At 70.3% G+C, this 13428-nt stretch carries 8 protein-coding genes and 5 tRNA genes; 2 read left to right on the forward strand and 11 right to left on the reverse strand.

All coding sequences use genetic code 11. The features are described from left to right. Positions 1-2 precede the first annotated feature (2 nt). Positions 3-1430 carry a 3-isopropylmalate dehydratase large subunit gene (gene leuC / locus QF035_RS16975; RefSeq protein ID WP_307521171.1) on the reverse strand — a complete coding sequence of 476 codons (1428 nt, stop codon included), beginning with the start codon at positions 1428-1430 and terminating at the stop codon, positions 3-5. A gap of 189 nt (positions 1431-1619) precedes the next feature. Here leuC and ndgR point away from each other — a divergent pair, with 189 nt between their 5' ends. Then, positions 1620-2336 carry an IclR family transcriptional regulator NdgR gene (gene ndgR / locus QF035_RS16980; protein WP_189843598.1) on the forward strand — a complete coding sequence of 239 codons (717 nt, stop codon included), beginning with the start codon at positions 1620-1622 and terminating at the stop codon, positions 2334-2336. A gap of 140 nt (positions 2337-2476) precedes the next feature. On the opposite strand, the gene QF035_RS16985 is transcribed toward ndgR, so the two are convergent. The 10 genes from QF035_RS16985 to QF035_RS17030 all read right to left on the reverse strand — a co-directional run bounded on the left by QF035_RS16985 (position 2477) and on the right by QF035_RS17030 (position 9047). Then, positions 2477-2549: transfer RNA gene (locus QF035_RS16985), tRNA-Glu, on the reverse strand. 28 nt (positions 2550-2577) lie between these two features. Continuing rightward, a tRNA-Gln gene (locus QF035_RS16990) sits at positions 2578-2649 on the reverse strand. Between the two features lie 20 nt (positions 2650-2669). Further along, positions 2670-2742 (reverse strand) — tRNA-Glu (locus QF035_RS16995). A 62-nt stretch (positions 2743-2804) separates the two neighbouring features. Further along, positions 2805-2877 (reverse strand) — tRNA-Glu (locus QF035_RS17000). Positions 2878-2919: 42 nt separating this feature from the next. Further along, positions 2920-2991, reverse strand: a tRNA-Gln gene (locus QF035_RS17005). An 89-nt stretch (positions 2992-3080) separates the two neighbouring features. Then, positions 3081-3848 (reverse strand): HAD family hydrolase, encoded by a 768-nt coding sequence (locus tag QF035_RS17010; RefSeq protein ID WP_307521172.1) that lies wholly within the window; start codon positions 3846-3848, stop codon positions 3081-3083. 36 nt (positions 3849-3884) lie between these two features. Beyond that, on the reverse strand, positions 3885-6083 hold the full coding sequence (locus tag QF035_RS17015) for a FlgD immunoglobulin-like domain containing protein (RefSeq protein WP_307521173.1): 2199 nt from the start codon (positions 6081-6083) through the stop codon (positions 3885-3887). Between the two features lie 206 nt (positions 6084-6289). Then, complete coding sequence (gene gltX / locus QF035_RS17020) at positions 6290-7774, reverse strand: glutamate--tRNA ligase (RefSeq protein ID WP_307521174.1); 1485 nt, start codon at positions 7772-7774, stop codon at positions 6290-6292. Beyond that, on the reverse strand, positions 7767-8555 hold the full coding sequence (locus tag QF035_RS17025) for a fumarylacetoacetate hydrolase family protein (RefSeq protein WP_307521175.1): 789 nt from the start codon (positions 8553-8555) through the stop codon (positions 7767-7769). The genes gltX and QF035_RS17025 overlap by 8 nt, the downstream gene beginning before the upstream one ends. A 303-nt stretch (positions 8556-8858) precedes the next feature. Beyond that, positions 8859-9047 carry a hypothetical protein gene (locus tag QF035_RS17030; RefSeq protein WP_307521176.1) on the reverse strand — a complete coding sequence of 63 codons (189 nt, stop codon included), beginning with the start codon at positions 9045-9047 and terminating at the stop codon, positions 8859-8861. Positions 9048-9650: 603 nt separating this feature from the next. Between QF035_RS17030 and QF035_RS17035 the strand changes: the two genes are divergently transcribed. After that, the gene (locus QF035_RS17035; RefSeq protein ID WP_307521177.1) at positions 9651-13421 is read left to right on the forward strand and encodes a sensor histidine kinase; all 3771 of its coding nucleotides are present in this window, start codon (positions 9651-9653) and stop codon (positions 13419-13421) included. The last annotated feature ends 7 nt before the right edge of the window (positions 13422-13428 follow it).

A 13428-nucleotide genomic window follows, 5' to 3' on the forward strand; every position in this document is an offset into this window, starting at 1 on the left:
GGCTATCGGACTCCAGCGGGCACAGGGGCGTCGGACAGGTCGGCGGGAGAGGCCAGATGGCCCAGCACGGCGGTGGCGGCGGCGACCTGCGGCGAGACCAGGTGCGTACGGCCTCCCTTGCCCTGCCTGCCCTCGAAGTTGCGGTTGGAGGTGGATGCGGAACGCTCGCCGGGGGCCAGCTGGTCGGGGTTCATGCCCAGACACATCGAGCAGCCCGCGTGCCGCCATTCGGCGCCGGCCTCCTTGAAGACCAGGTCCAGACCCTCGGATACGGCCTGCAGACCGACACGCGCGGAGCCGGGGACCACCAGCATCCGTACGCCGTCGGCGACTTTGCGGCCCTCGACGATCGAGGCGGCCGCGCGCAGGTCCTCGATACGGCCGTTGGTGCACGAACCTACGAAGACGGTGTCGACCTTGATGTCGCGCAGCGGCTGTCCGGCCTCCAACCCCATGTATTCCAGGGCCTTTTCGGCGGCGTGGCGCTCCGAAGCGTCCTCGTACGAAGCAGGATCGGGGACGGATGCCGAAAGGGGCGCTCCCTGGCCGGGGTTGGTGCCCCAGGTGACGAACGGCGCGAGGGAGGCGCCGTCGATGACGACCTCGGCGTCGAATTCCGCGTCGTCGTCCGTCTTCAGGGTCTTCCAGTACGCGACGGCGGCGTCCCAGTCCTCGCCCTCGGGGGCGTGGGCGCGGCCCTTGATGTACGCGAAGGTGGTCTCGTCCGGGGCGATCATGCCCGCGCGGGCGCCGGCCTCGATCGACATGTTGCAGATGGTCATGCGGGCCTCCATCGAGAGTTTCTCGATGGCGGAGCCGCGGTACTCCAGGATGTAGCCCTGGCCGCCGCCCGTACCGATCTTGGTGATGATCGCCAGGATCAGGTCCTTGGCCGTGACGTCCTCGGGCAGTTCGCCGTCGACCGTGATGGCCATGGTCTTGGGGCGGGCCAGCGGCAGCGTCTGGGTGGCCAGCACATGCTCGACCTGGGAGGTGCCGATGCCGAACGCGAGCGCGCCGAAGGCGCCGTGCGTGGAGGTGTGGGAGTCACCGCACACGACCGTGGTGCCGGGCTGGGTCAGGCCCAGCTGCGGGCCCACGACGTGCACGACACCCTGCTCGACGTCGCCCAGCGAGTGCAGGCGCACGCCGAACTCGGCGGCGTTCTTGCGCAGCGTCTCGAGCTGGACGCGGGAGACCGGGTCCGCGATGGGCTTGTCGATGTCGAGGGTCGGGGTGTTGTGATCCTCGGTCGCGATGGTGAGGTCGAGACGGCGCACGGGGCGCCCCGCCTGACGGAGACCGTCGAAGGCCTGGGGGCTGGTCACCTCGTGCAGCAGGTGCAGATCGATGAAGAGAAGGTCGGGCTCGCCCTCCGCGCGCCGGACGACGTGGTCGTCCCAGACCTTCTCCGCGAGTGTCCTACCCATCGCTTTCCCTCCGGCCGGCCTGTGTGGCGCCGGCCCAACTAGAGATTTCCGATGCGGCGCGCCCGTACCCCTCGTACCGGGCGCCCTCCGCCGGGCCCGTTGGTCCGCGGGCCGCTGTATCTACCAGGGTGGCGCGTTCCACGGAAAATTGAACTTGCGTTTCACAGAGTGAGACGCGAGTATCGTTTCATGGACAACAGTAGCGGCGTCGGCGTTCTGGACAAGGCAGCCCTTGTCCTGAGCGCCCTGGAGTCCGGTCCGGCCACCCTCGCAGGGCTGGTCGCGGCAACCGGGCTGGCACGACCCACGGCACATCGCCTCGCCGTGGCACTTGAACACCACCGGATGGTGGCGCGCGACATGCAGGGCCGCTTCATTCTCGGCCCCCGCCTCGCCGAGCTGGCCGCGGCCGCGGGCGAGGACCGTCTCCTCGCGACGGCGGGCCCGGTGCTCACCCACCTCCGCGACATCACGGGCGAGAGCGCGCAGCTCTACCGCCGCCAGGGCGACATGCGCATCTGCGTCGCCGCGGCCGAGCGTCTGTCGGGCCTCAGGGACACGGTCCCGGTCGGCTCCACGCTCACCATGAAGGCGGGCTCCTCGGCCCAGATCCTGATGGCCTGGGAGGAGCCGGAGCGTCTGCACCGCGGCCTCCAGGGCGCCCGCTTCACGGCGACGGCCCTGTCGGGGGTACGGCGCCGAGGCTGGGCCCAGTCGATCGGCGAGCGCGAGCCGGGCGTCGCGTCCGTCTCGGCCCCCGTGCGTGGTCCGTCGAACCGCGTGGTCGCCGCCGTCTCGGTCTCCGGACCGATCGAGCGCCTCACACGTCATCCCGGCCGGATGCACGCCCAGGCGATCATCGACGCGGCCACCCGCCTCTCGGAGGCTCTGCGCCGCACCGGCTGACGTGCATCGCAGACCGACACCCGATCCGACTTCCTCCCACCGGTCGCTTCAACGCCGCAGCGACCGACCGGAGTTGACGTCCACCCGGCGCTCAACACGAAGAAGCCCTCCCCATGATGGGGAGGGCTTCTTCAATGACGTACCCCCGACCGGATTCGAACCGGCGCTACCGCCTTGAGAGGGCGGCGTGCTAGGCCGCTACACAACGGGGGCCAGGATCTTGCGTTTCCGCAGATCCGAGCTGGTCTACCAGGACTCGAACCTAGAATGACGGTACCAGAAACCGTAGTGTTGCCAATTACACCATAGACCAATGTGGTTCATACCAGTTCGTACCCCCGACCGGATTCGAACCGGCGCTACCGCCTTGAGAGGGCGGCGTGCTAGGCCGCTACACAACGGGGGCCCTAGCGATCCTGCATGAGAATCAGTGGGTGCGACCCGGACTGTCTCCCTGGGAAGGATCTGTACCCCCGACCGGATTCGAACCGGCGCTACTGCCTTGAGAGGGCAGCGTGCTAGGCCGCTACACAACGGGGGCTTTGCGGAGTTGATCTCCGCGGTTGCAGATGAGCTCTGCGAGCTGGCCTACCAGGACTCGAACCTAGACTAACGGAACCAGAAACCGTCGTGCTGCCAATTACACCATAGGCCACTGAAACACAAACCCCCGCAGGGATCCTGCTTTAGCGTGCGCCTCCGGTCCGGCCTTTCGGCCCGCTCTCCGGCGGCGCAGGAAGAACATTACCTGAAGGTGGACGGCGCTCCAAAACGGGTATCGGGCCCGAGGATCGCAGGGAGTTCGGCCAGCGAGGCGATCCGGCGCAGGCCGGTGAGCCGATCCGGCACCCCGCCCGGTGCGGCGTCGGGGTCCGGGGCCGTGACGGCCCTCACTCCCCCGCGGTCGATCCAGACCGAGAACATTCCCGCGTCGGCCGCGCCCTGTCCGTCGATCTCCGGGTGGTCCCCGACATACGCGACCTCGTGCGGCGGCAGCTCCAGGGCCTCGCAGGCCGCGTGGAACGCCTCCGCCGCCGGCTTGGAGACACCCAGCTCGGCCGCGCACAGCACGGACTCGAACCTGTCCCGTACGCCGAGAACGCGCAGCTTGTGGTCCTGGACCCGGATGCTGGAGTTGGACAGCACGGAGTGACGGTGGCTGCCCGCCAGGGTGTCGAGGACGGGCAGGACGTCCGGGAAGAGCGCCCAGGCCGACTCGTAGTGCCCGAGGTACCGGAGAAACCAGTCCTCCGCCTCGGGGTCGGTAAGGGGCTTGCCCAGAAAGGCCCGCACCCGGTCCCGGCGCCCCTCCTCCCAGTTCACCTCCCCCGCCGCGTACCTCGCCCACTGCTGGTCGGTGAGGTCGCGCCAGTGGTCGAGGGCCTGCTCGACGGATGCGTACCCGTCGAGCAGGCACTCGGCCGCGAGATGTCCGCGCATGCCGGCCCGGTCGGCCGTGGTGTAGTCGAAAATGGTGTCGTCCACATCCCAGACCACGGCCCTGATCGTCATGATTCGACCGTAACCCGGTGCCGGTGGGCGCGTCTCTCAGTTCACCGTGGTCGTGCCGGTCAGTGCCAGGTCTGCGCCCTGGCCGTCGCGGGCCTTGGCGGTCAGGCGCCAGGTGTACGTTCCCGCGACCCGGTTGCCGTCGCCCCAGCGGCCGTCCCAGGAGGCGCGGACGGCGGCGGCCCTGGAATCGCCGGTGAGGTTGCGCACGACGTTGCCGCTCGCGTTGGTCAGGGTCAGGGTCCACGTCGAGGGCTTGCTCAACTGCCACACGGGCTGCCAGGGGTCCTGGGTCGTGGGGCCCGCGGCGGCGTCGGTCTGGGCCTCCATCTGCGCGAGCGGCGAGGTGGGGACGCCCGCGGTGACGATCGCCACCTGACCCTGAGCGGTGAGGTACGCGACGTTGCCGCCGAAGCGGTCGAGGGCCCAGCGGCCGGTGTTGCCGCCGGTGTTCTGGTCCGCGGTGGGCAGCACGGCCGCGGTCCGGGTGGTCGCCGTACCGGTGTGGAAGTCCGTGAGCAGCAGCTCGTGGGTGGTGCGGTTCTCCCGGACGAGGTAGCCGTCGGCGAGCCGGGAGGGGCCGGCCGGGACCGTGATGTTCCGGCCCGTGGCCCGGTCGTGGACACCGGCGGGTCCGGCGCTGCCGCAGCTCCAGTAGAGCCAGGTGTTGACGGCCTGGATCTCGCTGGGGGTGCAGGGTGCGCCGGTGTTCACGGTGGCGACGTTCCGCTCGGCCTTGAGGTCGTACGCGACCACGCTGCCCTGGGTGGTGCCGGGGGTCCACAGTCGCTGGCCCCAGATCGCGGCGGCGGTGCGGGTGCGGTCGAGCGCGGTCTCGCCGTCGGCTCCGCGGGGGAAGTCGGCGATCTTCTGGGTGGCGGGGGTTCCGCCGTTGTAGAGGACGTAGCGGCCGGTGCCCGTGCCGATGCGGCCGCCGGATGAGCCGGTGGGCTCGGCGCTGTAGGTGTCGGTGCCGAGCCCGGCGACGTGCACGGACTCCTTGCCGTCCGTGCCGGTGTACAGGTAGGCGAAGCGGCCGTCGCCGAGGGCCTCCAGCTGGGGGCAGGCGGCGTCGCCGCCGAGGCACGGCGAGGAGCCCACGTACGGGCTGCGGCGGACCTGGGTTCCGGTGGGCTTGCCCGTGGGGTCCAGCGGCACGGCGTACGCGGCGTCCCAGCCGGCGTTGACAGTGGCGTTGCCGAACATCAGGAGTTCGCCGCCCGCGATCATCAGGCCGTCGACCGTGGCCCTGGTCGGCGGCACGGTGAAGACCGGCTGGGCCGAGACGTTCCCGTCGCCGGTGGGCAGGACGCGGTACACGTGGAAGTCACTGCCCGAAGGGCCGGCCGTGGCGAGCAGGCCGCCGTCCGGGGTGGCGCGGAAGGCGCCGTCGGCGTCGGTGAGGACCGTGCGCCTGGCGCCGGTGACGAGCGACGTTGCGGTAAGCACCTCGTCGTCGGGCGAGGAGACGAAGTCCGGGTCGCCGCTGAGGAGTTGGTCGCCGACGACCGCAAGGGGCCTGGCGGGGAAGCCGACCGTGGCGGGTTCGGTGCCGGGCGCCGCGTCCACCCGGATCGCCTTGCCGTTCACCACGAGCCAGCTGTCGTTGAAGGTGATCGACCGGCCGGTGCCGATGCCCGTGACGTACGTGCGGAAGGTGCCGTCCGCGAGGTCGACGAGGCCCACCGAGGAGATGCCGTCCACGGCGTGGACGACGGCGAGGCGGCGGACCGAGCCGCCGGTCGCATAGGTGTTGGTGGGCTGGGCGCCGGGCGGCAGGCCGGTGACCGGGAGGTCGGTGGTCGTGCCGTCGGGGCCGGCCCGCAGGACGTGCAGGGCGTCCGCGGCGTCCTGGGTGAGCACGCTCCAGCCGGACGCGGCCCGGAATCTGTGGTCCGCCGGGATCGTGACGGTGGCGGTCGCGCCGGTGGAGCGGTGCTTCTGGGTGACGGTGCCCGTGTTCCCGGTGGTCTGGACGTCGGTGCCGGTGGCCAGGTCTTCGGGGCCCGCGTGCACCGGCGGTGTGACGCCCGGGAAGTCGGCCCACTGCGGGTTGGCCTGGTTGCCCAGCTCGTACTGGAATCCGGAGGTCCCCACCCACCGGTACCGGACCTCTACGGGATTGATGTGGTTCAACTGCGTGGTGGCGACCGGGGTGTCGGCGTTCGGCGCGGCCTCGGCCGGCACGGTCAGTACGGCCCCCGACAACGCCATCGCCCCGCCAAGAGCGATTCCCACAAGTCTTCGTGAACGTCTTCGTGAACGGGTCACGTTCCCCTCCCCTGAAACATGGTGAACACGCGCATCATGTGCGCCCGAAACATCCAATGTCCGCCGGGAGAGCGGGAGTTGGCCGGAGGGGTGAACTCCGGGTGTCGACTCCGTGTACGCGAGAGGGGCGGCGTCCGAACCGGACGCCGCCCCTCTGTGTGTGCGCTGTGCGCCTAGGCGGTCAGCTTCGCCAGCGCCGCGTCGATACGGGCCAGCGTCTTCTCCTTGCCCAGGATCTCCAGGGACTCGAAGAGCGGCAGACCGATCGTGCGGCCGGTGACGGCGACGCGGACCGGGGCCTGGGCCTTGCCGAGCTTGAGGCCGTGGGCCTCGCCGGCGGCCAGGACGGCCTCCTTGAGGGAGTCGGGCGAAGACCAGTCGGCCGCGTCCAGCTTCTCGCGGGCCGTACGGAGCAGGGCGTCGCTGCCCTCCTTCATGGCCTTCGTCCAGGACGCCTCGTCGATGGCCGGCTCCGCCAGGAACAGGAAGTCGACGTTGTCCGTGATCTCGGAGAGGACCTTGAGGCGGGTCTGGGCGTGCGGGGCGATCGCGTCCCACGCGGCCTGGTCGAAGTCCTCCGGCGCCCAGGGCGCGAAGGGGGCCTTCAGCCAGGGGGCGCAGCGCTCGGCGAAGTCCTTCACATCCAGGAGGCGGATGTGGTCGGCGTTGATCGCCTCGGCCTTCTTGAGGTCGAAGCGGGCCGGGTTCGGGTTCACGTCCGTCACGTCGAAGGCCGCGACCATCTCGTCCATCGTGAAGATGTCCTGGTCGGCGGAGAGCGACCAGCCGAGCAGGGAGAGGTAGTTGAGCAGGCCCTCGGGGAGGAAGCCGCGCTCCCGGTAGAGGTTCAGCGACGCCTGCGGGTCGCGCTTGGAGAGCTTCTTGTTGCCCTCGCCCATCACGTACGGCAGGTGTCCGAAGGCGGGGATCTGCTTGGCGATGCCCAGCTCGGTGAGCGCCTTGTAGAGGGCGATCTGGCGCGGGGTGGAGGAGAGCAGGTCCTCGCCGCGCAGGACGTGGGTGATCTCCATCAGGGCGTCGTCGACCGGGTTCACGAGCGTGTAGAGCGGGGCTCCGTTGGCTCGTACGATCCCGTAGTCCGGCACGTTCTCCGGTGTGAAGGTCAGTTCGCCGCGGACCACGTCCGTGAAGGTGATCGTCTCGTCCGGCATACGGAAGCGGACGATGGGGGTCCGGCCCTCTGCCTCGTACGCGGCCTTCTGCTCGGCGGTCAGCTCGCGGCAGTGGCCGTCGTAGCCGGACGGCTTGCCGGCGGCGCGGGCGGCCTCGCGGCGGGCGTCCAGCTCCTCCGTGGAGCAGTAGCAGTGGTAGGCGTGGCCCGCTTCCAGGAGCTTGGCGGCCACATCGCGGTAGATGTCCATCCTCTGCGACTGGCGGTACGGCTCGTGCGGGCCGCCGACCTCGGGGCCCTCGTCCCAGTCGAAGCCCAGCCAGCGCATCGAGTCGAGCAGCTGGCCGTACGACTCCTCGGAGTCGCGGGCCGCGTCGGTGTCCTCAATACGGAATACGAATTTGGCGCCGCTGCCTTCGTTGTGCCGGGCGAACGCCCAGTTGAACAGGGCCGTCCGAACCAGGCCCACGTGGGGGTTGCCGGTCGGGGACGGACAGAAACGTACGCGGACGGTCGCGTTAGCCACGCTTGATCACCTTGTTGGTGAGAGTGCCGATGCCTTCGATGGTGACGGCGACCTCGTCGCCGACAGTGAGCGGGCCGACCCCTGCGGGGGTGCCCGTGAGGATCACGTCGCCGGGGAGCAGCGTCATGGCCTCGGTGATGTTGACGATCAGATCCTCCACGGAGTGGATCATCTCGCTGGTCCGGCCCAGCTGGCGCTGTTGGCCGTTGACCGTGCACATGATGGTCAGGTCGGACGGGTCGAGGTCCGTCTCCACCCAGGGGCCGAGCGGGCAGGAGGAGTCGAAGCCCTTGGCCCTGGCCCACTGCTTCTCGCGCTTCTGGACGTCGCGTGCGGTGACGTCGTTGGCGCAGGTGTAGCCGAGGATGACGTCCTTGACGCGCTCGCGCGGGACCTCGCGGCACATCCGGCCGATCACGACGGCCAGCTCGGCCTCGTGGTGCACCTCGTTCGAGAAGGAGGGGTACGCGATCTCGTCGCCGGGGCCGATCACCGAGGTGGACGGCTTGAAGAAGGCGAACGGGGCGTCGGGCACCTCGTTGCCCATCTCCCTGGCGTGCTCCGCGTAGTTGCGGCCGAAGGCCACGACCTTGTTGGGGAGCATGGGCGGCAGGAGCCGGACCTTGCTCAGCGGGACCTTCGTGCCGGAGAGCTCGAAGTCCGTGAACGGATGGCCCTTGATGATGTCGAGCACGAGCCCGTCGGTCGACCCAGGAGGGCTCTCGCCCTCGACCGCGCCGAACGCGACGTTGCCGTCGATGGAGAACCTGGCGATGCGCACGAGATGCCTGCGCCCCTCACTGAGCTGGCTGGAGTCTGAGGCTCCAGGCTAGCGCGGGGAGGGTGTCCCGAGGATCCAGGCCGGATCAGCGAGCGGCGCCTGGTGCGTGCAGCTGCACGGCGGAGGAGGGAGCCGACGCGATGGGGGTCCCCCCGCGCGAGCGAAGCCGAGCGTGGGGGAGTCGGCGACCGACGACAACGCCGCAGATGCGCGTGCCAGGCGCCGGGAGCCCGGCCTGGATCCTCGGGACACCCCTCAGGGGCGCGACCTCGCGGAACTGCTGTGTGGTGGGCGTGGGAGGCTCTACTCCGCCGCCATGCCCGCGACCGGGACGTCCATCAGGATCGTGCGGCGGGGGTTGGCGGTCTGGGCGGGGAGCTCGACGGAGTGCTCCTGCTGCTCCGGCGTACGCAGCTCTTCGGCGTCCTCGAGGTGCGCCAGTGTCGTGCGTCGCGGGTTGGCTATGTTGAGGAACATCATCGTCGTCTTCATCTGCGGTTTCGGACCCTGTCGGTACGGGCGCCGGGCGGCTTCAAGAACCGCCGCGTGAGCGCGGGTTGTCGGATTTGCCATCCCTGTAAAGCGCCAGGCTAAACATGCGATTCCCTGTGGAACGCGTGAAGGCGACGTGATCGTCGTGTGAGTTTCCTCACTCACTCGTAGGCAATCCGGTCAATTCGGACCTTCAACTCCCCCTACCGAAACGGACATTGCTCCACTGAAGCCCCTATTCCGCTCCCGATCATGGCGACTGGGACAGCGCTTGTACGCGCATGACTCGTGCACCTGCGTCCGTTATCGACACAATCGCATTCCACGTGCCGTAACACCGCCTTCACTAGGTGTCACGATGGTCACAGCATGACCCATGGGCCTTGTTGGAGATCCGGCACTGTGCTGGAATTCCACGGAACCGCCGCGGGATCGAACCGGCGCGCAAGGGGCGCGAACGCAGCGCCGAGTGGCGGCGGGAAGGGGGGCCTGCGCCGGTCACTCACGACCACACATGGGAGCGCGTTCAGGGCGCTCCCGTAGACGCCGACACCGTCTCGCCGTTCACGCGGAGAGGCGCCTGGTCCAGAGGTTGCGACGCTAGTGCAGGGACGTTTCAAGAGGGATGGCAGCGCTTCGGCGGAGCCGGAGCCGCACGGCGGGACCGGCACCGGTTCCTCGCCCCAGCACGCCCAGAACCAAGGACCGGCAGGGGCCGGCGACGGAGGTGACCGCTCCTCGCGCCCAGGTGCGCCCAAGGGTGCCCAGGGCAAGGGCGGTCCGAACGCGGTGACCGGTGGCCCCGGCGCACCGCCCGCCGCGCCGCCCACGGCGAAGAACCCCACTGGCCCCGGCTCGCGAATAGCTCTGCGCAACTGGCGCATCTCCACGCGCCTGGTGTCACTGCTCGCGCTGCCCGTGGTCGCCGCCACCTCGCTGGGCGCCCTGCGCATCAGCGACACGATGGACGAGATCCAGCAGCTCGAGAACATGAAGCTGCTGACCGACATGACGAAGCAGGCGACCGAGCTCGCCGTCGCGCTCCAGGAGGAGCGCGACAAGTCGGCCGGTCCGCTCGCCAACGGCACGAAGGCGACCGACTTCACCGTCAAGGGCGTCCGCGACAAGACCGACCGTGCGCGTGCCGCCTTCATGGAGGGCACCCACGAGCTCGACGACGCGGGCAACAACGAGAACCTCGACGGCGTCCGGGACAACGTGGTGGCCATCGCCACCCAGCTGAACACCCTGAGCGGCATTCGCAACAACGCCTTCCAGGACGAGGAGAACTCCTCCCAGTCGATCGAGTCGTACCACCGCCTCATCGAGCGGCTGCTCGGCCTCTCCCAGGACATGGCCGAGGCGACCAGCAACCCGGAGATGATCCAGCGCACGCGCGCCCTGGCGGCCTTCTCGACCGCCAAGGAGTACGCGTCCATCCAGCGCGCGGTCATCGCCGCGGCCCTGCCGGCCACCAATGCCACGTACGGCGATCTCTCCGAGAACGACCGGCAGTACGGCCTCTCGGCCTTCGAGAACCAGAAGGCCGAGCTCACCAGCTTCGCCAGCATCTACGAGGGCAACTCGCGCCAGCTGACGAAGCCGCTCGACGAGCCGAGCCCGACCATCAAGGCGGCCGACACCTACGCGGAGCGTGTGCTCGGGCGTGAGAACGGTCTGCAGCTGCGCGACAAGCGCTCGTACCTGGACTGGGTGGACGCAGATTCCTCCAAGATCCTGGAAATGAACAAGATCGAGCTCACGCTGCTCAACGAAATGGAGCAGAAGGCCCGCGAGCTGCGCAACGAGGCCGAGCAGGAAGCGATCATCTCCGGTGCGCTGATCCTGCTGGTGCTCGGTGTCTCGCTGGTCGGCGCCTTCGTGGTCGCCCGCTCCATGATCCGCTCGCTGCGCCGCCTCCAGGACACCGCGACGAAGGTCGCCCAGGACCGGCTGCCCGAGCTGGTCAAGCAGCTCTCCGAGTCCGACCCGCAGGACGTCGACACGTCCGTCGAGTCGGTCGGTGTGCACTCCAAGGACGAGATCGGCCAGGTGGCCGCGGCCTTCGACGACGTGCACCGCGAGGCCGTACGACTCGCCGCCGAGCAGGCCCTCCTGCGAGGCAACGTCAACGCGATGTTCACCAACCTCTCGCGCCGCTCCCAGGGCCTCATCCAGCGTCAGCTCTCGCTCATCTCCGAACTGGAGTCCCGCGAGGCCGACCCGGACCAGCTGTCCTCGCTGTTCAAGCTCGACCACCTCGCGACCCGCATGCGCCGTAACGGCGAGAACCTCCTCGTTCTCGCCGGTGAAGAGCCCGGCCGCCGCTGGACCCGCCCGGTCCCGCTGGTCGACGTGCTCCGTGCCGCCGCCTCCGAGGTGGAGCAGTACGAGCGCATCGAACTGGCCGCCGTGCCGACGACGGAGGTCGCCGGCCGCGTGGTCAACGACCTCGTGCACCTGCTCGCCGAGCTGCTGGAGAACGCCACGTCGTTCTCCTCCCCGCAGACCAAGGTCAAGGTCACCGGTCACGCGCTGCCCGACGGCCGCGTACTGATCGAGATCCACGACACTGGTATCGGCCTCTCGCCCGAGGACCTCGCGGCGATCAACGAGCGGCTCGCATCGCCGCCCACGGTGGACGTGTCGGTCTCCCGACGCATGGGTCTGTTCGTGGTCGGCCGGCTGTCCCAGCGCCACGGCATCCGCATCCAGCTCCGCCCGTCCGACTCCGGTGGTACGACCGCGCTGGTCATGCTGCCCGTCGATGTCGCCCAGGGCGGCAAGAAGGTTCCGGGCAACAAGCAGGGCCAGGGTGTTCCCAACAGCGGCGGCCCCGCCGCCGCGCAGGCCGCGGCCGGTGTCGCGGCGGCCCGTCGGGGCGGTGCCGGAGGCGGTCCCGCCCTCGGTGCGGGTGCTCCCACCGGCGGCAACGGCGGACGGCTCAACCCCGGTCCGCAGCGCGGCCAGGTCGGTGCCGGCACCGGAGCGCGCGCCGCGCTGCCCAGGCCGGACGCGGGCGGCCGCCCGGGCGGACAGGGCGGATCACGCGGTCCCCAGCAGCCCCCGCAGGGCAGGCCGGCACCGGCCGGTGCCGGTGCCCCGCAGGCCTTCAACGGTTTCGACAGCAACGACTCCGGTCGGCAGGACGCGTTCGGCGGCGGCCGGCAGGACACGATGGGCGGCAACAACCGCGGCCCCGTGCCCCCGCAGCCCCAGCAGCGTCCGACCGGTGGCGACCAGGGCCGTCGGACGCCTCAGCAGCCGCAGCTGCCGCCGCGCGGTGGTCCGCGTGCCGAGCTGCCCGGCGGCAACCCGCAGCCGCGGGTGCCCAGCTGGAGCGACGACAACGCGCAGCCGCCGGTGCCGCGTTCCTCGATGGACGCCCCGCGTGGCCACGAGGAGCCGGACGCCACCTCGCAGATGCCGCGGATCGACGACCGTCAGGGCCCGGCGTCCACGTCGGAGTTCCCGCGGATCGACGACCGTCAGGGTGCCGGCTCCACGGGCGAGTACCCGCGGCCGGACTACGACGCCCAGCGTTCCGGCGCGGGTGCGCCGCAGAGCAACGGACAGTTCGTCCGCCCGGACGTCTTCGGTACGCCGAATCCTTCCGGCGCCGGCCAGAACCCGTCCGCGGGCGGCCAGTACAACCGCCAGGACCCCGCCTCCACCGGCCAGTTCTCGATGCCCGGCTACGACGCCGGCTCCACCGGTCAGTACGCGGCGCCGGGTCAGGGTGTTCAGCAGAACCACACCGGCCAGTTCCCGGCGCCGAACCACGGCGAGCGGCAGGGCGGCGGCACCGGGCAGTTCGAGCGTCCCGGCGCCAATGGCACGAACGGCACCAACGGCTCCCGCCCCCAGCGCCCGCAGTCGCGTCGGCGTCCCGCGCTCCCCCCGGAGCCCGAGGCACTGCCGCCGGCGACGGGTCCCGGTGACGGGCGTACGCCGCTGTACGACACCCTGGAGACCAACTGGTTCAACCAGGCCCAGGCCGGCAACGGCGAGCAGGCACCGCAGGAGCCCGCACAGGCTCCCGCGGCCCCGCAGCGTCCGGCGCCCGCCGCATCCGGGTCCGCCTCCTGGCGGGCCACCCCCAATGACGAACTCGGCCGGCAGGCCGAGCGGGTACGCCAGCCCTCCGCGGGTGGCGTGACCGTCTCGGGTCTGCCGCGCCGGGTCCCCCGCGCGAACCTCGTCGCGGGGACGGCTCAGCAGCAACAGCACCAAACCGGTCCGCAGGTCTCGCGTGCGCCCGATGACGTACGCGGCCGGCTGACCAATCTTCGTAGGGGCATCCAGCAAGGTCGGCAGGCCGGTACCGGCCAGACCGGCAGCTTCCCCAGCCCCACTCACCAGCAGGAGCGTTAGTTGAGCC

Origin of the sequence: Streptomyces umbrinus, from assembly GCF_030817415.1 — a bacterium.
Lineage (GTDB): Bacteria > Actinomycetota > Actinomycetes > Streptomycetales > Streptomycetaceae > Streptomyces > Streptomyces umbrinus_A.